We start from the raw sequence: 19,192 nt of genomic DNA, 5'->3' as shown, positions 1-19,192 counted from the left end.
TTCTATTGAGATCAATCTCGTCCCGCTTCGACCGCTGCCCGTGTGACCTCTCGACCGATTTCCTCATTCCTTTCAGAATCATGGCAGATCACGAACTCCAGCGGTGGCAGTGCGGCCTCCGGCAGAACGTCGATCTCTCGCAACATCGCCTGCGGCCATGCGGCAACGATGTCATGTGGAATCGTCCCGATGCCGAATCCCTGCTTCACAAGGTTCACCATGGTCGCAAGCGACGCCGAACCATGCACCGTCGCCGGTTGCCTGCGCCCCGGCGTCAACAAATCCAGAACCTGCCGGTGCGGGATCGTGGTCTTCGGGAAGGAAACGATGGGCAGCGCGGCCAGATCGCCGATTCCCGCGGGGCTGGGCAGAGTGAAATGGTCGGGCGACACGAACCAGCCCATGCCCACCGGCGGCAGGGGCGTCAGCACGATGCCGCGCGGTGCCTGATCGCGCAGCATGATGACCACGTCGAGCGCGTCATCCTTCAGCGCCTGCCCCATCTGTTCGGAGGTATCCACAGAGATTTCGAAGCGCAGTAACGGATGGCGGTTGCGCAGTGTGGTCAGCATGCGCGGGAGGATCGTGTGGGTCATTGTCTCCGCCACGCCCAGCCGCACCACCCCCGCCATGACGCCCTGTGTCAGTTCGTCCAGGATACGGTCACGCTGCGCGATCAGCACCTCCGCCTCGTCGCATAGCCTCCGCCCCGTGGCGCTCAGCCTGACACCACGCCCGTCACGTTCGAAAATCGTGATGCCCATGCGGTCTTCGAGATGCCTGATACGCCGCGAAATCGCCGATTGCGCCAGCCCCGTGGCATCCGAGGCGGCGCGAAACCCGCCGTGACGCACGACGGACCGAATGATTTCGATATCTTTGAATCCGAACATGCGAGGACCGTAAGGCCCGCCGCGTTTGGACTGTCAAGCCGAACCGCCCGCCCGTCAGGCGCGAGAGGCGGCTCCTTCCGGCGCGCGCTTGATCAGCCCCAGCCGTTCGCGCACCTCAGCCGGGCCGATCACACGCGCGCCCATCGCTTCGATGATGGTCTTCGCGCGGGTCACCAGATCCTCGTTCCGCGCCAATACACCCTTGTCGAGCCAGAGGTTATCCTCCAGCCCGACCCGCACATTGCCCCCCGCCAGCACGCTCGCCGCGACATAGGCCATCTGGTGCCGCCCCAGGCCAAAGGCGCTGAAGGTCCAGCCCGGCGGCACATTGTTCACCATCGCCATGAAGGTATTCAAATCGTCCGGCGCGCCCCAGGGCACCCCCATGCACAGCTGAACCAGCGCGGGTCCCGCCAGAACGCCCTCCTTCACCAGTTCCTTGGCGAACCACAGGTGCCCGGTGTCGAAGGCTTCGATCTCCGGCTTCGCGCCGGCCTCGGTCATCATCCGCCCCATGGCCCGCAGCATCCCCGGCGTGTTCGTCATGACGTAGTCGGCCTCGGCGAAGTTCATCGTGCCGCAGTCCAGCGTGCAGATTTCGGGGCGGCATTCCAGCACGTGGGCGACACGCTCCTCCGCGCCCGCCATGTCGGTGCCAGCCGCCCGCAGCGGCAAGGGCTGCGACGCCGGGCCAAAGACCATGTCGCCGCCCATTCCCGCCGTCAGGTTCAGCACCACGTCGACCTCCGCCTCCCGGATGCGGTCTGTCACCTCGCGGTAAAAGGACAGCTTGCGCGAGGGGGCGCCCGTCTCCGGGTCGCGGACATGGCAGTGAACCACCGCCGCCCCGGCGCGGGCCGCAGCGATGGCGCTCTCGGCGATCTGACGGGGCGAGCGCGGCACGTGGGAAGATCGGTCCTGAGTGCCGCCCGATCCGGTCACGGCGCAGGTGATGAAAACCTCGCGGTTCATGGTCAGGGGCATCGGGGTCTCCTTGGGGCGGCTTTCGGCCATGAGGGACGGATTCGCGGTCTGGCTCCCGCCGGAAAAGTCCGCCTCGGGGTCCGTTCGCGACAGGCTGACCGGAAACATTTCCAGCAATATTTCCGGGCCGTGGCAGGGGGCCAGTCGGGGGGCGCGTCGGGGGGCGTGTCCCAGCGTGGGACGATATTTCCACCAAATAAAATCAATGCCTTGGGGAATACTGTTAAGGGAATCTCAGGGAATTGGCTACGCATCCCGGCGGTGAAAGCTCTGGCCCGCCGCCGTCGGGCCCAGGGTAATATCAGGGCAAGCGCGGGGCCTGAAACCGGTGGAAAACATGCCCCTCGTGGCAACGCGCGCGTCGGGCGGAGCGGCCCTCCGCATGTAGCATTGCGGTAGAAAGTTAGGAGGCCGGGCGGGTGTGCGTGGAACCAGAACGGGCGGCCGATGAGGCCGCCCGTGTCGTGTCTGTCACGCGGATCACAGGTCGCGTCCACCGCGCTCAGGAGGCGGCGACGGCTTCCTGGCGTTGCGCGCCGAGGCCCTGGACCTCGACTTCCATCACGTCGCCGGGCTTCAGGAAACGCTGCGGTTTCATGCCCATGCCCACGCCCGAGGGCGTGCCGGTGGCGATGATGTCGCCGGGCACCAGCTTCATGAACTGGCTCATGTGCGACACGATCTGCGCCACGGTGAAGATCATGTCCGAGGTGTCGGAATCCTGCACCGTCTCGCCGTTCAGCTTCAGCGTCACGCGCAGCGCCTGCGGGTCGCCGACCTCGTCCGCCGTCACCAGATACGGACCCGTCGGGCCGAAGGTCGGGGCGGATTTGCCCTTCATCCACTGGCCGCCGCGTTCGATCTGGAAGGCGCGTTCGGAGACGTCGTTGATCGTGCAGTAGCCCGCGACGTAATCCAGCGCTTCCGCCTCGGAGACATAGGAACACTCGCGGCCGATCACCACGCCCAGTTCCACCTCCCAGTCGGATTTCTCGGAATTGCGCGGGATCACCACCGCGTCGAAGGGACCGGACAGCGCCGAGGTCGCCTTGTTGAAGAGGATGGGTTCGGGCGGAATCGCCATGCCGCTTTCGGCGGCATGCTTGGCATAATTCAGGCCGACGCAGAAGAAGTTCGGCACGGAAGCGAGGCAGGCGCCGATGCGGCCCGGCTCCTCGACAACCGGCAGGGCGGAAACGTCAAGCCCGCGCAGGCGGTCCAGCGCCTCCAGAGAGACGGCGTCCCCGGCGAAATCCGCGACTTCGCCGGAGAGGTCGCGCACGCGGCCCTCGGCGTCCAGAAGCCCCGGCTTCTCCTGCCCCTGCGGGCCGTAACGCAGCAGTTTCATTACATCTTTCCTTTCTCGGATGTGGTCGGTTTGTGCCGCTGACGGATCATTCCCCGGCGGCGGCGGTATCCTCGGGTGGCGGTGTTTCGGGCCGTGTTTCGGGCCGTGTTTCGGGCCGTGCTTCGGGCCGTGTTTCGGGGGACGCCTCGGGTCCGGCGCCCGCAAGCGATCCCGAAAGCGGATCGGGCGCGACCTCCGGGGGCATGTCCCCCTCGCTGCCGAAATAATCCTTTACGTTGATGAGCAGGTGCAGAAGGTGCGAGCGCACGTTTTCCGTCACCAGTTCGGGATCGCGGGCGCGCAGGCCCTTCACGATCTCGGCGTGCTGGTTCAGCACCCGGTCGCGCGAGCGTTTGCGCGTGGCCGACAGGTAACGCGCCCGCCACAGCCGCGCCAGCAGCGAGGCATGCATTTCGGCCAGCACGGGATTGTGCGCGGCCTCCGCGATGGCGCGGTGAAAGCTCATGTCGATTTCGAAGACATCCACAGCATCGGAGGTGTCGTAGTCCCGCTCCATCCGGTCCGCGAGGGCGGCGATGCCTTCGATTTCCGCGTCGGAGGCGCGGTCGCAGGCCAGCCGGGCAGAGAGGAGTTCGAGCGAGGTCATGACCTCGATGTTATGCGCGACTTCCTCGTAGGACGGTTGCGCCACGATGGGCGAGCGCGCCGGACGCAGGAGCACCAGCCCCTCCTTGGCGAGAATGCGAATCGCTTCGCGCATCGGGGTCCGGCTGACCCCCAGTTCGCTGGCGTGATCGCGTTCCTTCACCGGCGTACCCGGCGGCAGGGTGCCGCGCAGGATATCCCGGCGCAGGCGATTCGCGATCTGGTCCGGCAGTGTCTCCTCCGGCATGGCGCAGCCCTTCTTTCTGGCTTTTATCGGTTTTTCGCCGCCTTCCTTACCCTGACGGGCACGGCCTCCCCTAAGAAAAATTTGGTATACCAAAAAATCTTGCGTGTCGACCGGCGTTTGGTTTAGCGTGTCGGCAGCGGGTTGGTATACCATCCTGACAGGGGCCGGAATGGTCCCGGGGCAAGGCAAGTAGAGGACGCCTTGTCCGACGGACAACGAAGGCGGCCCAAAGGGTCGTCGCTACGGGAGGACACCATGAAGAAGCTTATGACGACGGCAGCCGCCGTCGCCCTTGCCGCGTCGGCGGCCAGCGCCCAGGACGTGACCCTGCGCATCCAGACGCATTATGCGACCGAACACCCCTCGGGCATCCTCGCCGCCCAGTTCGCGGATGACGTGGAAACCATGTCGGGCGGCTCTGTCGACATCGAGATGTTCTACAGCTCGTCCGTCGTCGCCACGACCGAAACCTTCGACGCGGCCATCAACGGCATCCTCGACTGCGACATGACCGGCGGCGCCTACCAGACCGGCAAGAACCCGGCCTTCCAGTTCGTCGGCGACATCATGGGCGGTTACGACACCCCGTGGCAGCAGCTGTCGTGGCTGTACTACGGTGGCGGCTACGACGCCGCGCAGGAGCTGTACAACGGTCAGGGCATGCAGCTGATCGGCTGGTGGCTCTATGGTCAGGAATCGTTGTCCTCGTCGAAGCCGCTGGCCGGTTTCGAGGATCTGAAGGGCTGGAAGTTCCGTTCGCCCCCGGGTCTGGAGACCGAGATCTTCGAAAACCTCGGCGCGCAGCCGATCGTGATGGACTTTACCGAGATCTTCACCGCGCTGGAAACCGGCATCATCGACGGCGCGGACGCGTCGGGCCTGTCGAACAACGTGGGTCTCGGTCTCTATGACCTCGTGGAACACGCCACCTACCCCGGCTTCCACTCCATGCCGTCGGACCACCTGGCGTGCAACAAGGAAGTCTGGGACGGTCTGACCGACGCGCAGCGCCGCATCATCGACACCGCGATGCAGAAACTGTCGCTGCACACCGCCCTGTCGAACGAGAAGAAGAACGCAGAGGCCGCCGCCATGCTGACCGCCAAGGGCGTGAAGCTGTGGGACTGGTCCGCCGAGGACCGCGCCGAGTTCCGCAAGGGCGCGCAGGTCGCGTGGGACGACTGGGCGACGCGTTCGCCGGAAGCCGCGGCACTGGTCGAAAGCCACCGCAGCTACCTGAAGGATCTCGGACTGCTGTCCGAATAAGGTCCGCCTGAACGGCAAGACAAGGACGGCGGGCCCGCGAATGGGGCCCGCCGTTTTACTGAGAAACCAGAGAGTTATCGAAATGCGTGGAGGCAGCATATGAACGGGGAGAGCGTCTGGCTTGGGTCCCTCAGGGGGCCGATCAAGTCGGCCATGTTCATCTTCATGGCCCTGACGGCGGCGATCTACGCCTGGCTCGTCCTGGCCCAATTCACCACGGTGGACCCCATCGGCATGCATGAGATGATCCGCCCCACCGGGCGCCCGATCGTCTGGGCGCTGCTGGTCTGCCTCGGGTTGGCGCTGCTTTTCAGCGCGCTGTGGATGTCCGACATCAAGGGTGTGATCGAAGTCGAGCGCAGCGGTCCCTTCGACATCGTCAGCCTCGTGCTGGGCCGGCTGGCCATGCTGGCGACGGTGTTCATCGTCATCACCATGAGCTTCGAGGTGGTGGCCCGCTACGTCTTCAACGGCGGCACGCTCTGGGCCAACGAACTGTCGCTGTGGATCGCGGCCTTCGTGTTCCTGTTCGCCGGCCTCTACGCCATGCAGCAGCGCAGCCACATCCGCATCTACGTGATCTACGACCTGATGCCGCGCTGGATGCAGAAGTCCGCCGACACGCTGTCGGTCCTGCTCATCTGGGCCTTCATCTTCTGTCTGGTCTGGGGCGGCTACGCCGACGCCGAAAAGCGTCTGCTGACGCTCGAAGGCTACGGGTCCGCCTGGGATCCACCGATCCCCGGCACGGTCAAGACGACGGTGCTGATCGTCGCGATCCTTGTCGGGCTGCAGGCGCTGTCCAACCTGATCGCGGACTGGAACAAGGCACCCGAACACCACTCTGCCGACGATATCGACGAGCACGAGATCGAGAATATCCGCAAGACCCTGGAGGACAAATAATGGACGTAGGTACGATCTCGCTGATCCTCCTCCTCGGCATGTTCGCGCTGCTGGCGATCGGCATGCCGCTGGGCTTTGCCTCGGCCTTTCTGGCCGTCGTGACGCTGCTGCTGAAATTCGACGCAGACATCCTGTTCCGCACTTTCGGCAAGGGGCCGTTCTCGGTGCTTGGACAGGCCATCTACAGACAGATGGTCAATTACGTCCTGATTTCGGTGCCACTCTTCATCTTCATGGCGGCGCTGCTGGAACGATCGGGCATCGCGCGGGACATGTATTCCTCGCTCAATGTCTGGCTCAGCAGAGTGCGCGGCGGCATCGCCATCGTGACCTCCGTCATGGCCGTCATCATGGCCGCCATGTCGGGCATCATCGGCGGCGAAGTCGTGCTGCTCGGCCTCATCGCCCTGCCCCAGATGCTGCGGCTTGGCTACAATCAGAACCTCGCAATCGGCACGATCTGCGCCTCCGGCTCGCTCGGCACCATGATCCCGCCGTCCATCGTTCTGATCTTCTACGGGCTGGTGACCGAAACCTCGATCAAGGCGCTGTTCACCGCCTCCTTCCTGCCGGGCTTCATGCTGGCGTCGTTCTTCATCATCTACATCGTCGTGCGCACGCAGATGAGCCCGGACATGGCGCCGCTCCCGCCCGAAGATCCCTCCGCTCCGAAGGGCAACGAAAAGGGCCTGATGTTCCTCGGCTTCCTGTCGAAGTTCGGCATGTGGATTACCGCCGCGCTGTTCCTGCGCGCGCTGTTCTTCACCGTCACGTCCGCCAATGTCCCGACCGAAGGCGTCGATCCGATCCTTCTGGGCATGGCCTCCGACCTGCCATGGCTCGCGGGCGCCTTCGTGGTCTTCGGCCTCGTCGCCTTTGTCCTCGTGGGGCGCGAGCGCACCGCGCAGGGCTGGGAGATGGGCCGAGGCCTGATCGCCCCGGTGATCGTGATCGGCGTCGTGCTGGGGTCGATCTACGGCGGCATCACCGGCATTACCGAAGCCGCGGGCATGGGGGTCGTCGCCGTCTTCGTCATCGGCCTGATCCGGCGCGAGATGACATTCGAGATCGTCTGGGACGCGCTGCTGCGCACGGTGAAATCCACCGGCACGATCATCTGGGTGACCATCGGCGCCGCGGCGCTGGCGGCCGCCTACACGCTGGCGGGCGGGCCGACCTACGTGGCCAACCTGATCGTCGGCGCCGACATGCCGACCATGGGCGTGATCCTCATCATGATGCTGATCTTCCTCATCATGGGGATGTTCATGGACTGGGTCGGCATCGTGCTGCTGATCATGCCGGTCTTCCTGCCCATCGTGGTCCGCCTCCCGGCGGAGGAAATCGGCTGGTTCGGCACCGTGGATGCGCGCTACATCCCGATCTGGTTCGGCGTGGTCTTCTGCATGAACATGCAGGTCAGCTTCCTGTCGCCGCCCTTCGGCCCGGCCGCCTTCTACCTCAAATCGGTGGCGCCGCCGCATATCTCGCTGACGGATATCTTCCGGGGCTTCCTGCCGTTCATCGCGCTGCAGCTGCTCGCGCTGCTGGTGCTGCTGGCATGGCCGCCCATCGTGACGGTCTTCCTCTGACCCTTTCCGGGGGGCGCCCGCGACGGCGCCCCCCGTTTTCGTACTATGCTTTGCAGATACGCCGGGGGTCCGGGACGCTGTCCCGCCTTCCCCGCTCCGACACACCCGCATCCAGAATTCAGGCAAATCGGAAAGGCGCCGCCATGCCCCTGATGCTGACCCCCGACCAGATCACCCGCTTCGAGACCGAAGGCTACCTCGTCGTCGACAACGTGCTGGACCGCAGCGCGCTCGACGCGGTCAAGGCGGAATACGCCGACCTCCTCGACCGGCTCTATTCCGGGTGGGAAGCCGAGGGCCGCGTGCCGCCCGCCGGCGATCAGGATTTCTGGCAGAAGTTGCTGACCTCCTACGCCGCGGGCTGCGACTGGTTCCAGCCCATGGACATCTCCCTGCCCGGCGGCGACATCACGCCCGACACGCCGTTCCACTTTGGCCCGGCGGTCTTCGACATGATCACCCACCCGCGCCTGCTGGACATGGTGGAGGACCTGATCGGACCGGAACTCACATCCAACCCGATCCAGCACGTCCGGCTGAAGCCCCCCGCCCCGACGCTGGTCGAGGACGAACTGCGCGCCCATATCACCGCCACCGACTGGCACCAGGACCGCGCCGTCGCCCACCAAGAGGCCGACGGAACCCGCATGGTCACCGTCTGGCTGGCGATCTCCGACGCCACGGTGGACAACGGCTGCCTGAAGGTGGTGCCCGGCAAACCGCAGATGTATCCGCATTGCCCGCAGAAACAGACCGCCATCGCACCCGGCTGCCTCGACGAAAGCAAGGCGATCCCGCTCCCGGTCAAGGCGGGCGGCGCGGTGCTGTTTCACCCGCTGACGCCGCACGCCTCGCTGGCGAACCAGTCGCAGGACTTCCGCTGGTCCTTTGACATCCGGTTCAACGTGACGGGCGCGCCGACGGGGCGCGGCCACTTCCCGTCCTTCGTCGCCCGCTCCGCCGCATATCCCGCCGAAGAACTGCGCGACTGGACCGCATGGAAAGGCCTTTGGGAAACCGCCCGTGCAGATCTGTCGCGCCAGCCGCATATCCCCATCCACCGCTGGAGCGCCGACGCGCCGGTCTGCGCCTGACCGCGCCGGACTGCCTGACCCACCCCTTGAACCGCGCCCCCGAAAGGCGCAGACATCGACTGACATACTAGACGATCACCCGCGCACCCCTGCTTCTTTGGTTCGCAAATACCGCGGGGGTGTGGGGGCTGGCCCCCACGGCAGACGTCTCAACCCGCTGAAACGACCGAGGACCCCATGACCACCGTCCGACTCTCCGACGCCGATAACGTCGTCACCGCCGTCACCGCCCTCGAGGTCGGGAGCCACGGCGCCACGCAGCTGATCCCGCGTGGCCACAAGCTGGCCACGACCGACATTCCCAAGGGCGCGGCGGTGGTGAAATACGCACAGGTCATCGGCTACGCCGCCGAGGACATCGCGCAGGGCGCGCATGTGCACACCCACAATCTCGAATTCCGCAACGTCGACACCGAGTACGACTATTCCACGAATATTCGCCCCGCGCCTCCGGCGGTGACACGCGACACCTTCATGGGCTATCGCCGCCCGTCGGGACGCGTCGGCACGCGCAACTACATCGCGGTGCTGACCTCGGTGAACTGCTCGGCCACCGCCGCGCGCCGGATCGCGGCGCATTTCACCGAAGAGACGCTGGCGGACTATCCCAACGTCGACGGCGTCGTGGCCTTCGTGCACGGTACGGGCTGCGGCATGGCGGGTCAGGGCTCCGAAGGGTTCGAGGCGCTGCAGCGCGTGATGTGGGGCTACGCGAAGAACCCCAATGTCGGCGGCGTGCTGATGGCGGGCCTGGGCTGCGAGATGAACCAGATCGACTGGCTGGTAGAGGCCTACGGTCTGAAACCCGGCCCGCTGTTTCAGTCGATGAACATCCAGGACGTGGGTGGGCTGCGCAAGACCGTCGAACTGGGCATCAGGAAGATCGAGGCCATGCTGCCGGTGGTCAACGCCGCCAGGCGCGAGGAATGCCCGGCTTCCGAGTTGATGGTTGCGCTGCAATGCGGTGGCTCGGACGCCTGGTCGGGCATCACGGCGAACCCGGCGGTGGGCCATGCCTGCGACCTGCTGGTGGCGCAGGGTGGCACCGGCGTGCTGGCCGAAACGCCGGAGATCTACGGCGCCGAGCACCTGCTGACCGCCCGCGCGATCAACCGCGATGTGGGCGAGAAGCTGGTGGATCTGATCCGCTGGTGGGAGGATTACACCGCCCGCAACAAGGGAAGCATGGATAACAACCCCTCCCCCGGCAACAAGAAGGGCGGCCTGACCACGATCCTCGAAAAATCGCTGGGCGCGGCGGCCAAGGGCGGCACCACGCCGCTGACGGGTGTCTACAAGTACGCGGAGCCCGTGACCGCGAAGGGATTTACCTTCATGGACAGCCCCGGCTACGACCCAGCCTCTGTCACCGGGCAGATCGCGTCGGGCTGCAACCTCGTGTGCTTTACCACCGGGCGCGGATCGGCGTTCGGGGCGAAGCCCAGCCCGTCGATGAAGGTGGCGACGAATTCCGAGATGTACAACCGCATGACCGAGGACATGGACGTGAACGCGGGCACCATCCTGACGGAAGGCAAGACCGTCGAGGACGTCGGCCGCGAGATCTACGAGATGTGGCTGAGGATGGCGTCGGGCGAGCAGACGAAGTCGGAGGCGCAGGGGCTGGGCGACTACGAGTTCGTACCATGGCAGATCGGCGCGGTGATGTGAGCTTCGCCCCGGCTGCGCCGGGGCGACCCGCGCGCCTTCGGCGCGCGAGCCGCGGAGGCGCTGCCTCCCCGGACCCCTCCGCGGTATTTGCGAACCAAAGAAGCGGGGGCACGGCGCCTGGGCGCCGACGTGGGATGACGGAACGAGAGGTGGCGTGATGGCGCGGATACCGTTGTGCGTGGTGGGGGCCGGGTCGATCGGACAGCGTCACATCGAGGTCGCGACCCTGTCGAAGCGGGTCGACCTCGTGGCCGTGGTGGAACCGGATGCGACCCTGCGGTCCGCGCTGGCGGCGAAGGGCCTGCCGATGGTGGCGGGCCTCGACGCCGTGCCCGACACCGTGCGTGCCGCCGTGGTGGCGACACCGACGCAGGACCATTTCGCCTCTGTCTCCGCCTGCCTCGGGCGGAACTGGGCCGTGATCGGGGAGAAGCCGCTGGGCGCGACGCTGGACGAAGCGCGGGCGCTGGCGCGTCTGGCGGAGGCCAGGGGGCTGCCGTTGTTTGCCGGCCATCACCGGCGGTGCCACCCGTTCTCCATCGCCGCGCGTTCGGCACTGGCTGACATCGGCGATCTCGTGGCCGTGCAGGGATTGTGGTCGCTGCGCAAGCACGCCGCCTATTACGAGGCCGACTGGCGGCGTATGCCCGGCGCCGGACCGCTGCTGACGAACCTGACACATGAGGTCGACCTCATGCGGTTCCTTGTCGGCGACATGGTGGAGGTCACGGCGCTGCTGTCCTCCGCGCGGCGGGGGTTCGTGATTGAAGACACCGCCGCGCTGGCCCTTCGTTTTGCCAACGGCGCGCTGGGGTCCTTCCTGATTTCGGACGCGGGGGCGTCGCCGTGGTCCTTTGAAGCGGGATCATACGAGAACCCCGCAATCGCCGGATCGGGCGAGGATTACCTGCGGCTGGTGGGAACCGAAGGCGCGGTGGCTTTCCCCTCGCTCACGCGCTGGGGGCGATCAGGGCCGGGGGAAATCGAGTGGTCGAAACCGCTCGCACGGCAGGACGGGCGAAGCTTTGCGCGCATCGATCCGCTGCTGGCGCAGATCGACCGGTTTGCCGGCACCGTCGAGGGGAAGCCGGACGACGTGCTTTGCACCGCCGCCGATGGCATCGCCGCGATGGAAGTGACGCTGGCCGCGGCGCTGTCGGGGCAGACCGGGCGGCCGGTCGTGCCGGACAGGGTGCCCGGAGAGTATCGGGGCGTATGACGCGCCCCCCGGAACACGGGCCGCGTGACCGCGTGCCGCAACCCAAAGGGAGAGAGACATGAGATTGCAGGGCAAACGCGCCTTCATCACCGCCGCCGGGCAGGGCATCGGCCGGGCCATCGCCGAAGGCTACGCCCGCGAAGGCGCCACGGTCGTGGCCACCGACCTGAAGGCCGAGTTGCTTCAGGGGCTGAATGCGGAGTGCCACGCGCTGGACGTGACCGACCGGGCCGCGGTTTGCGCGGCCATCGAGGCGGCGGCGCCGGATATCCTGGTCAATTGCGCGGGATTCGTACATGCGGGCGCGCTGCTCGATGCGCAGGAGGCGGAGTTCGACTTTGCCATGGCGCTGAACGTGAAGTCGCAGTTTCACGCCATGCATGCCGCCCTGCCGGGCATGATCGCGCGCGGCGGCGGGGCAATCGTGAACATCGCCTCGGTCGCGTCCTCCATCGTGGCGGCGCCGAACCGCTGCATCTACGGCATGTCGAAGGCCGCCGTGATCGGCCTGACGAAATCGGTTGCGGTGGATTACGTCAAGCAGGGCATCCGGGTGAACTGCATCTGTCCGGGCACAGTGGACAGCCCGTCGCTGCACGACCGGCTGCGGGCGATGGGCGATTATGACGAGGCGCGGCGGGCCTTCGAGGCGCGCCAGCCCATGGGGCGGATCGGTACGGCGGAAGAGATCGCGCATCTGGCGATCTATCTCGGTTCGGACGAGAGCGCCTTCACCACCGGGCAGGCGCATGTGATCGATGGCGGCTGGGCGGCGGCGTGACCGGGCCTGATCAGGCCTGATCGGGCCTTATCGGTTCTGTTCGGCCTGACCGGGCACCGGGATCGGCAAAGCAGTGCGGGTCGGCCCCCCGGCCTGCGGACAGGAAAGAGAGGCGAGATGGCAGAGGCGAAACCGCGCGAGGAGCGAACCGGCACAGGTGTGCTCCTGATGGTCCTGGCGGTGGGGTTTTTCACCTGCATCGACAGTTCTGCAAAGCTCTTGATCCTCGCGGGGCTGCCCGCGCTACAGGTGGTCTTTGCCCGGTATTTCGGGCATTTCGTGCTGGCCGTGGCGCTGTTCGGGCTGCGCGATCCTTCGGCCTTTCGCAGCCGCGCGCCAATGAAGCAGCTGCTGCGCTCGCTGTTCCTGCTGGGTTCCACGATCCTGAATTTCACCGCCCTGCAATACCTGCCGATCACCGTCACCACGACGATCATGTTCGCGGGGCCGATCGTCATCACGCTTCTGGCGGTGCCGTTGCTGGGGGAAACGGTGGGGCTGCGGCGCATCGTGGCGGTCTGCGTCGGCTTTCTGGGGGTTCTGGTGGTGATGCAGCCATGGGGCGCGGACTTCCATCCGGCGATGTTCCTCAGCCTCGGGGCCCTGTGCTGCGCATCGTGCTATTTTGTCCTGACGCGGATGCTGTCGGACGTAGAGGCCAACGCGACCCAGCAGCTCTGGTCGTCCGGGGTGGCGGCGGCCTGTCTCGCGCCGCTTGTCTGGCAGGGCTGGACCTGGCCGGAGGGCTGGTCCTGGCTGCCTTTCGTGCTGATCGGCGGATTTGGCGCGGCGGGGCATATCGCGGCGACGGTGGCGCACCGGCTGGCGGATGCCTCGATCCTGGCACCGGTGGTCTATGTGCAGATCTTCATGGCAGCATTCTCGGGGTGGGCGCTGTTCGACACACTGCCGACGATCTGGACGCTGTGTGGCGGGCTGATCATCATCGGGTCGGGGCTGTATATCTGGCAGCGCGAACGGGTGGTGCGCGGGCGGGTGCGGCGACCCCTGCCGGTCCAGCGGTAAGGGGGCGCTGCCCCCCCCGCCCCTGCGCGCCTCCCCCCGGAGGTCTCTGGACCAGGGTAAGACAGGGGACGACGCCCCCTCCCGGTCAACCGCGCTCAGCCGCGGCCGATGTAGGGCATGTTCGTCGCCATGATGGTCATGAACTGCACGTTGGCCTCGAGCGGCAGTTCCGCCATATGCAGCACGGCGTCGGCCACGTGCCTGACGTCCATGACGGGTTCCACCGCGATGGAGCCGTCAGCCTGCGGCACGCCCTTGGTCATCTTGGCCGCCATGTCGGTCAGCGCGTTGCCGATGTTGATCTGGCCGCAGGCGATGCCGAAGGGCCGCCCGTCCAGCGAAATGGACCGCGTCAGACCGGTGATCGCGTGTTTGGACGCGGTATAGGGCGCAGAGCCCCAGCGCGGCACATCCGCCGAAACGGAGCCGTTGTTGATGATGCGCCCGCCTTGCGGATTCTGCTCGCGCATCCGCCGGAAGGCCGCGCGGGCACAGATGAAGGAGCCTGTGACGTTGATGTCCATGCAGCGGCGCCAATCGTCAACACTGATCTCATCGATCGTGGCCCCCATGACCGATACGCCAGCGTTGTTGAACAGCGCGTCGATGTGGCCCCATTCGCTCATGGCGCGGTCGAACACCTGATCGACCTCCGCCTCCTGCCCCACGTCGCCCGGCAGAACCAGGGCGCCCGCGTGCCCGTCGGCGACTTCTTCCAGCGGCGCCGGCTGACGGCCGACGAGGCCGACCTTCCAGCCCGCCTCCAGAAACGTCAGCGCGCAGGCCTTGCCGATACCGCGGCCCGCGCCGGTGATGATGATGGACTTGCTCATGGCGCGCCCCCTCCCTGCTTCTTTGGTTTTCAAATACCGCCGGGGGGAGCGCGCATGCGCGGGGGGCGGAGCCCCCTCCTGCCCCCCGAATGCCCCTAGTGGTTGTCGCGCGGCAGCGACTGCGCGACCTTCTGGTAGGCCGTCGCGAGTTCCAGACAGCCGCCATCGGCCAACTGGCCGACATGGGTGCGGTAGATCTCCTGCCAGGGCGTCTGGTGCACCATCTCCGGTGCCTTCCACGCGTCGATGCGGGCCTGCCATTCATCCTCAGGCACCAGCGCATCCATGCGCGAGGCGTTCAGATCGAGCCGGACCCGGTCGCCGGTGGCGAGGTAGGCCAATCCGCCACCCACCACGGATTCCGGCGAAGCGTTCAGGATCGACGGCGATTCCGATGTCCCCGACTGCCGTCCGTCGCCCACCGTGGGCAGGTGGTTGATGCCCGCCCTGATCAGCGCGTCCGGCGGCTGCATGTTCACCACCTCGGCCGAACCGGGATAACCGACACAGCCGACGCCGCGGATGAAAAGGATGCAATCCTCGTCGATGGCCAGCGCGGGGTCGTTGATCCGGTCGTGGTAATCCTCCGGCCCTTCGAAAACGATGGCCCGTGCCTCGTGGATGCCCTCGGCGCCGGGATGCGACAGGAAGCGTTCCTGGAAGTCCTTCGAGATCACGGAGGTCTTCATCAGCGCGCTCTCGAACAGGTTCCCCGAGAGCACCTTGAACCCCGCGTTCTGACGCATGGGCTCGGCGTAGGTCTTGATCACCGCGCGGTCCTGGCTTTCCCAGCCCGCGAGGTTCTCGCCCATGGTCCGGCCCGTGGCGGTCATCGCGCCGTCATGGATGCGGCCCGCCTTGCGCAGCTCGCCCATCACCGCCGGAACCCCGCCCGCGCGGAAGAAGCTTTCGCCCAGGTATTCGCCGGCGGGCTGCATGTTCACCAGCAGCGGCACGTCAAAGCCGACGGTTTCCCAGTCCTTCACGTTCAGTTCGACGCCCGCGTGGCGGGCGACGGCCTGCAGATGCGGCGGCGCGTTGGTGGACCCGCCGATGGCGGCATTCACCACGATGGCGTTCTCAAAGGCCTCGCGGGTCAGGATGTCGGACGGCTTCAGATCGTCCAGCACCATCTGCACGATGCGCTTGCCGGTCTCGTAGGCCATGGCCATGCGCTCGCGGAAGGGCGCGGGGATGGCCGAATTCCCTGTCAGGGACATGCCCAATGCCTCTGCCATGGCGTTCATGGTGGAGGCCGTGCCCATGGTGTTGCAATGCCCGAGCGATGGCGCCGAGGAGCACACGCGTGACATGAATTCCTCGTAGTCGATCTTGCCTTCGGCCAGCAGGCGGCGGCTTTCCCAGACAATGGCGCCCGATCCGGCGCGCTTGCCCTTCCACCAGCCGTCCAGCATCGGCCCGCCGTTGAGCGCGATGGCAGGAATGTCGACCGTCGCCGCGCCCATCAGCATGGCGGGCGTGGTCTTGTCACAGCCCGTTGTCAGCACGACGCCATCCAGCGGGTAGCCGTGCAGCACTTCGACAAGACCGAGATAGGCCAGGTTGCGGTCCAGCGCCGCCGTCGGGCGCTTGCCGGTCTCCTGGATCGGATGGACGGGGAATTCCATCGGAATGCCGCCCGCCTCGCGGATACCCGCCTTGATCCGGTCCATCAGGAAGACGTGGATCTTGTTGCAAGGCGCAAGGTCGCTGCCGGTCTGGGCAATGCCGATCACCGGGCGTTCGGACATCAGCTCTTGGCGGGTGTAGGTGCTGTTCTGATAACGCTCGACATAGAGTGCGGTCATGCCGGGGTTGTTCGGGTTGTCGAACCATTCCTGGCTGCGGAAGCGCTTTTTCGCGCGGGTGTCTGACATCTTGTCCTCCCTCTGCCCGGTCACGGGCGCAGACTGGCGCATCCCATTCAAATCCGGGCCGGAGTTCCCGCCCGATTCCCGGTGCCGATCCCGGATTCAAGCCCGGTTTCAAGTGTGGTCTCATTACCGGCCGGAACCCGGTCCCGAATCTTCCGGCCCGAATCTTCCGGCCCGAATCTCCCGGGGCGCCGCTGCGGCCATCCTCGCGATTTGGTATACCAAATGCAAGCGCCCCCTTGACACCACCGGGTCGCACCCCTCCCATGGCGGCGACAAGGTGCGGAAAACCGCGCCGGATGTCCCTGTATCCCACGGGAGGACTTCATGCGATGGACCATCGCGGCCATGGTGGCCGCCCTTTTGGCCGCCCCAATGACCGCCTGCACGGCACGGCCCGCCGGGGCGGCGGAAACCGCGCCGGATGTCGCGGCCCTGACCGCCTGCGTGCAGACGGCACGGAACGCAAACTCCGACCCCAAGGCCTGCCTTGCAACCGCGCATGCCCCGTGCGGCACGATCAGCGCAGAGGCGCCCGCGGCGGTGACGCTGTGTTTCTCGGAGGCAAAGGACTCCTGGACCCGCGCCACCGCCGCGCGGCTGGGTCTGCTGGACACGGAAGCCCCCGAACCCGTCGCCCTGCGCGCCCGTATCGAAGCGAAATACGACCTGCTCTCGGGCTTGCTGCAATGCGACCGGCTGGCCGACCTGGGCCGCTTGACAGAGATCGAGGCATCCCTCCTGCAGATGGAAAAAACCCGCTGCGAGGCCACCGCCTCCGGCCTGGCCTACATCCGCCTGCTGTGGCGGGTGACACGCGACTGACATCCAAAAAGGACCACAGCCATGATCGAAGTGCCCCCTGCCCTGACACTCATCGCCTCCGCTCCGCGCCCGACCGACGCACAGATCGCCGCCTTCCAGGGCGTGGAGACCGCGCATGTGGCCGACGCGATGGGCGGCACAGCCGCGATGGACGCCAGCGTCGCACCGCTGGGCTTTGGGCAGGACCTGCCCAGCTTTGCCGCTGGCCCGGCGCTGGTCTGCGATTCCGGTCCCGCCGACATCCTCGCCACGCTGGCGGCGGTCGAGCGCCTGGTTCCCGGCGACATCCTCGTGCATGCGGCGCATGGCACGCGAACATGCGCGACCATTGGCGATCAGATCTCGGGCATGTTGAAGAACGCCGGCGCGGCGGCTTTTGTCACTGACGGTCCGATGCGGGATTACGAGGGCATCGTGAAAACCGGCCTGCCCTGCTGGTGCGCCGGGCTGAACCCGAATTCGCCCTCGGTCAGCGGCCCCGGCGTGACCGGCACCGCGGCGGTGGTCGGAGGGCGCCACGTATCGACAGGCGACATGATCGTGGCCGACCTGAACGGCGTGGTCGTGGTGCCCTTCGACCGTATCGACGAGATCATCGGCAAGATCGCGGAGGTCAAGCGCCTGGAGGAAGACCTTGCGGAAAAGGTTCGCGCGGGCTTCCGCGAACCGCTCGACACCCGCGGGATGCTGGCCGAAGGCCGCGCGGTCGAAATCTCCTGAAGCGCGCCCGTTCGGGCGCGAAGGGGGCGCTGCCCCCCACGGCCTGCGGCCTCCCCCCGCGGTATTTTCGAACCAAAGAAGCCAGGCCGGGCGCCCCTGCTTCCTTGGTTCCGGCATACCGCGGGCGAGTCGCTCCGCAGGCGGGCGGGGGCAGCGCGCCCTTCCCTCGGGTGCCCCCCGGCCCGCGATGGCGAATGCTCCCTGCCTGCGCGCGGCCCACACCCGACATGACCCGGCGCAGCGCCACGTCTCACGAGACACGGCGAACCCTGCGCGGAAAGCCTTTCCCGCGCCCTTGCGTCACTCAACAGGGAATGCGCTTCACTCCCACTCCATTTCCTCGAAAACCCGGCCGGCATTCTTCGTCGCCAGTTCCTCGAAGGTATCCAGCCCCGCCCAGCGCGTCTGATCGACGTAAAAGGCACCCGCGAGGTCGCCGCCGTCCTCGATATGCGCGCCGATCTTCTCGCGCAGGTCCGAGAGATAACCAACCGTGCCCTCGCGCACCGCCGCCATGTTCGTGGGATGGCCATGGCCCGGGATCACCCATGTGGCGCCCAGCGCGGTGAACGGACCCTCGAATGTCTCGATCCAACAGTGGGTGCAGGTATCGCCAAAGATCGGCGGCATCCGTTCATGAAACGCGATGTCGCCCGCGATCACCATGCCCATCCCCGGCAGCCAGACCTGCGTATCGCCGGGCGAATGCGCGGGGCCAAGGCGCAGCACCTCGATTTCCACCCCGCCCATGCTGGCGTCATAGCGGTCCTCGAATGACAGATTCGGCACCGCGATCTCCGTGCCCTCCGCGCGGTCCTTGTTGTAGCCCCGCATGGCCTGCAACAGGAAATCGCCCTCCTGCTCCACGACCTCGATGGTCTCCACATGGCCCAGCACGTCGACGCCCTGCCCCCGCCAGTAGGCATTGCCCAGCACCGCGTGGCCCTGGCCGTTCTCGTCGATCACCAGCTTCACCGGCTGGTCCGTCACCGCGCGGATCTCGTCGTGCAGCGCCTGCGCCAGCCGCGCGGAGGCACCGCCGTTCACCACCACCACGCCGTCACCCGTCACGATGAAGGACAGGTTGTTGTTGTGGCCCGCGTTCTCGTAACTCGGCGGCGCGGTGGCCCCGATCGCGCTCCAGACGCCGGGGATGACCTCGACCGGTTTGTTGTACAATTCCGACTGCGGATACTTGTCCGCGATGTCCTGCTGCGCCACGACCTCCGCCGCGACTTGCCCCCCCGACTGCCCCCCTGCCAGCGCCACCAGAAGCGCCATCCCAATCCGAACGCCTGTCATTTCCG

General features: G+C 66.5%; 17 protein-coding genes. 10 read left to right on the top strand and 7 right to left on the bottom strand.

Annotated features, from left to right (window positions below; all coding sequences use genetic code 11):
* Nucleotides 1-11: 11 nt before the first annotated feature.
* The 4 genes from J5474_RS04175 to J5474_RS04160 form a co-directional block, all read right to left on the bottom strand.
* The gene (locus J5474_RS04175; RefSeq protein ID WP_209359557.1) at nt 12-893 is read right to left on the bottom strand and encodes a LysR family transcriptional regulator; all 882 of its coding nucleotides are present in this window, start codon (nt 891-893) and stop codon (nt 12-14) included.
* Nucleotides 894-947: 54 nt separating this feature from the next.
* The gene (bcoG, locus tag J5474_RS04170) at nt 948-1,877 is read right to left on the bottom strand and encodes a 3-dehydrocarnitine:acetyl-CoA trimethylamine transferase BcoG (RefSeq protein ID WP_209359556.1); all 930 of its coding nucleotides are present in this window, start codon (nt 1,875-1,877) and stop codon (nt 948-950) included.
* A gap of 502 nt (nt 1,878-2,379) precedes the next feature.
* Complete coding sequence (locus J5474_RS04165; RefSeq protein ID WP_209359555.1) at nt 2,380-3,225, bottom strand: fumarylacetoacetate hydrolase family protein; 846 nt, start codon at nt 3,223-3,225, stop codon at nt 2,380-2,382.
* A 46-nt stretch (nt 3,226-3,271) separates the two neighbouring features.
* A complete protein-coding gene (locus J5474_RS04160) occupies nt 3,272-4,078 on the bottom strand; it encodes a GntR family transcriptional regulator (protein ID WP_209359554.1) in 807 nt (268 codons plus the stop codon).
* 255 nt (nt 4,079-4,333) lie between these two features.
* Here J5474_RS04160 and J5474_RS04155 point away from each other — a divergent pair, with 255 nt between their 5' ends.
* The 8 genes from J5474_RS04155 (at nt 4,334) to J5474_RS04120 (ending at nt 13,633) form a co-directional block, all read left to right on the top strand.
* The gene (locus J5474_RS04155; RefSeq protein WP_209359553.1) at nt 4,334-5,344 is read left to right on the top strand and encodes a TRAP transporter substrate-binding protein; all 1,011 of its coding nucleotides are present in this window, start codon (nt 4,334-4,336) and stop codon (nt 5,342-5,344) included.
* A 99-nt stretch (nt 5,345-5,443) separates the two neighbouring features.
* Nucleotides 5,444-6,250 carry a TRAP transporter small permease subunit gene (locus J5474_RS04150; RefSeq protein ID WP_209359552.1) on the top strand — a complete coding sequence of 269 codons (807 nt, stop codon included), beginning with the start codon at nt 5,444-5,446 and terminating at the stop codon, nt 6,248-6,250.
* The gene (locus J5474_RS04145; protein ID WP_209359551.1) at nt 6,250-7,842 is read left to right on the top strand and encodes a TRAP transporter large permease; all 1,593 of its coding nucleotides are present in this window, start codon (nt 6,250-6,252) and stop codon (nt 7,840-7,842) included. The genes J5474_RS04150 and J5474_RS04145 overlap by 1 nt, the downstream gene beginning before the upstream one ends.
* Nucleotides 7,843-7,985: 143 nt before the next feature.
* Nucleotides 7,986-8,936, top strand: coding sequence for a phytanoyl-CoA dioxygenase family protein (locus J5474_RS04140; protein WP_245216230.1), 951 nt, complete (start codon nt 7,986-7,988; stop codon nt 8,934-8,936).
* Nucleotides 8,937-9,113: 177 nt separating this feature from the next.
* Nucleotides 9,114-10,607 (top strand): UxaA family hydrolase, encoded by a 1,494-nt coding sequence (locus J5474_RS04135; protein WP_209359550.1) that lies wholly within the window; start codon nt 9,114-9,116, stop codon nt 10,605-10,607.
* Nucleotides 10,608-10,764: 157 nt separating this feature from the next.
* A complete protein-coding gene (locus tag J5474_RS04130; protein WP_209359549.1) occupies nt 10,765-11,826 on the top strand; it encodes a Gfo/Idh/MocA family protein in 1,062 nt (353 codons plus the stop codon).
* Nucleotides 11,827-11,884: 58 nt separating this feature from the next.
* On the top strand, nt 11,885-12,607 hold the full coding sequence (locus J5474_RS04125) for an SDR family oxidoreductase (protein ID WP_209359548.1): 723 nt from the start codon (nt 11,885-11,887) through the stop codon (nt 12,605-12,607).
* Nucleotides 12,608-12,724: 117 nt separating this feature from the next.
* The gene (locus J5474_RS04120) at nt 12,725-13,633 is read left to right on the top strand and encodes a DMT family transporter (protein WP_209359547.1); all 909 of its coding nucleotides are present in this window, start codon (nt 12,725-12,727) and stop codon (nt 13,631-13,633) included.
* 95 nt (nt 13,634-13,728) lie between these two features.
* Here J5474_RS04120 and J5474_RS04115 read toward each other — a convergent pair whose 3' ends face one another.
* Together J5474_RS04115 and J5474_RS04110 are read right to left on the bottom strand one after the other, a co-directional pair.
* A complete protein-coding gene (locus tag J5474_RS04115; RefSeq protein ID WP_209359546.1) occupies nt 13,729-14,466 on the bottom strand; it encodes an SDR family oxidoreductase in 738 nt (245 codons plus the stop codon).
* A 95-nt stretch (nt 14,467-14,561) separates the two neighbouring features.
* Nucleotides 14,562-16,343 (bottom strand): IlvD/Edd family dehydratase, encoded by a 1,782-nt coding sequence (locus tag J5474_RS04110; RefSeq protein WP_209359545.1) that lies wholly within the window; start codon nt 16,341-16,343, stop codon nt 14,562-14,564.
* Nucleotides 16,344-16,667: 324 nt separating this feature from the next.
* Between J5474_RS04110 and J5474_RS04105 the strand changes: the two genes are divergently transcribed.
* Both J5474_RS04105 and J5474_RS04100 read left to right on the top strand, forming a co-directional pair.
* Nucleotides 16,668-17,165, top strand: coding sequence for a hypothetical protein (locus tag J5474_RS04105; RefSeq protein WP_209359544.1), 498 nt, complete (start codon nt 16,668-16,670; stop codon nt 17,163-17,165).
* 21 nt (nt 17,166-17,186) lie between these two features.
* On the top strand, nt 17,187-17,885 hold the full coding sequence (locus tag J5474_RS04100) for an RraA family protein (RefSeq protein WP_209359543.1): 699 nt from the start codon (nt 17,187-17,189) through the stop codon (nt 17,883-17,885).
* A 321-nt stretch (nt 17,886-18,206) separates the two neighbouring features.
* Here J5474_RS04100 and J5474_RS04095 read toward each other — a convergent pair whose 3' ends face one another.
* Entirely contained in the window at nt 18,207-19,166 is a 960-nt protein-coding gene (locus J5474_RS04095; RefSeq protein ID WP_209359935.1) for an MBL fold metallo-hydrolase, read from the bottom strand.
* Nucleotides 19,167-19,192: the final 26 nt, after the last annotated feature.

Origin of the sequence: Sagittula salina (assembly GCF_017813235.1) — a bacterium.
GTDB classification, from domain to species: Bacteria; Pseudomonadota; Alphaproteobacteria; order Rhodobacterales; family Rhodobacteraceae; genus Sagittula; species Sagittula salina.
The sequence above is the reverse complement of the archived record's forward strand: the minus strand, read 5'-3'. Positions and strand labels throughout refer to the sequence as shown.

What these genes read in the sequence shown, in the direction of transcription:
- J5474_RS04175 (WP_209359557.1), bottom strand. Translation starts at nt 893, where the DNA reads ATGTTCGGATTCAAAGATATCGAAATCATTCGGTCCGTCGTGCGTCAC.
- bcoG (WP_209359556.1), bottom strand. Translation starts at nt 1,877, where the DNA reads ATGCCCCTGACCATGAACCGCGAGGTTTTCATCACCTGCGCCGTGACC.
- J5474_RS04165 (WP_209359555.1), bottom strand. Translation starts at nt 3,225, where the DNA reads ATGAAACTGCTGCGTTACGGCCCGCAGGGGCAGGAGAAGCCGGGGCTT.
- J5474_RS04160 (WP_209359554.1), bottom strand. Translation starts at nt 4,078, where the DNA reads ATGCCGGAGGAGACACTGCCGGACCAGATCGCGAATCGCCTGCGCCGG.
- J5474_RS04155 (WP_209359553.1), top strand. Translation starts at nt 4,334, where the DNA reads ATGAAGAAGCTTATGACGACGGCAGCCGCCGTCGCCCTTGCCGCGTCG.
- J5474_RS04150 (WP_209359552.1), top strand. Translation starts at nt 5,444, where the DNA reads ATGAACGGGGAGAGCGTCTGGCTTGGGTCCCTCAGGGGGCCGATCAAG.
- J5474_RS04145 (WP_209359551.1), top strand. Translation starts at nt 6,250, where the DNA reads ATGGACGTAGGTACGATCTCGCTGATCCTCCTCCTCGGCATGTTCGCG.
- J5474_RS04140 (WP_245216230.1), top strand. Translation starts at nt 7,986, where the DNA reads ATGCCCCTGATGCTGACCCCCGACCAGATCACCCGCTTCGAGACCGAA.
- J5474_RS04135 (WP_209359550.1), top strand. Translation starts at nt 9,114, where the DNA reads ATGACCACCGTCCGACTCTCCGACGCCGATAACGTCGTCACCGCCGTC.
- J5474_RS04130 (WP_209359549.1), top strand. Translation starts at nt 10,765, where the DNA reads ATGGCGCGGATACCGTTGTGCGTGGTGGGGGCCGGGTCGATCGGACAG.
- J5474_RS04125 (WP_209359548.1), top strand. Translation starts at nt 11,885, where the DNA reads ATGAGATTGCAGGGCAAACGCGCCTTCATCACCGCCGCCGGGCAGGGC.
- J5474_RS04120 (WP_209359547.1), top strand. Translation starts at nt 12,725, where the DNA reads ATGGCAGAGGCGAAACCGCGCGAGGAGCGAACCGGCACAGGTGTGCTC.
- J5474_RS04115 (WP_209359546.1), bottom strand. Translation starts at nt 14,466, where the DNA reads ATGAGCAAGTCCATCATCATCACCGGCGCGGGCCGCGGTATCGGCAAG.
- J5474_RS04110 (WP_209359545.1), bottom strand. Translation starts at nt 16,343, where the DNA reads ATGTCAGACACCCGCGCGAAAAAGCGCTTCCGCAGCCAGGAATGGTTC.
- J5474_RS04105 (WP_209359544.1), top strand. Translation starts at nt 16,668, where the DNA reads ATGCGATGGACCATCGCGGCCATGGTGGCCGCCCTTTTGGCCGCCCCA.
- J5474_RS04100 (WP_209359543.1), top strand. Translation starts at nt 17,187, where the DNA reads ATGATCGAAGTGCCCCCTGCCCTGACACTCATCGCCTCCGCTCCGCGC.
- J5474_RS04095 (WP_209359935.1), bottom strand. Translation starts at nt 19,166, where the DNA reads ATGGCGCTTCTGGTGGCGCTGGCAGGGGGGCAGTCGGGGGGGCAAGTC.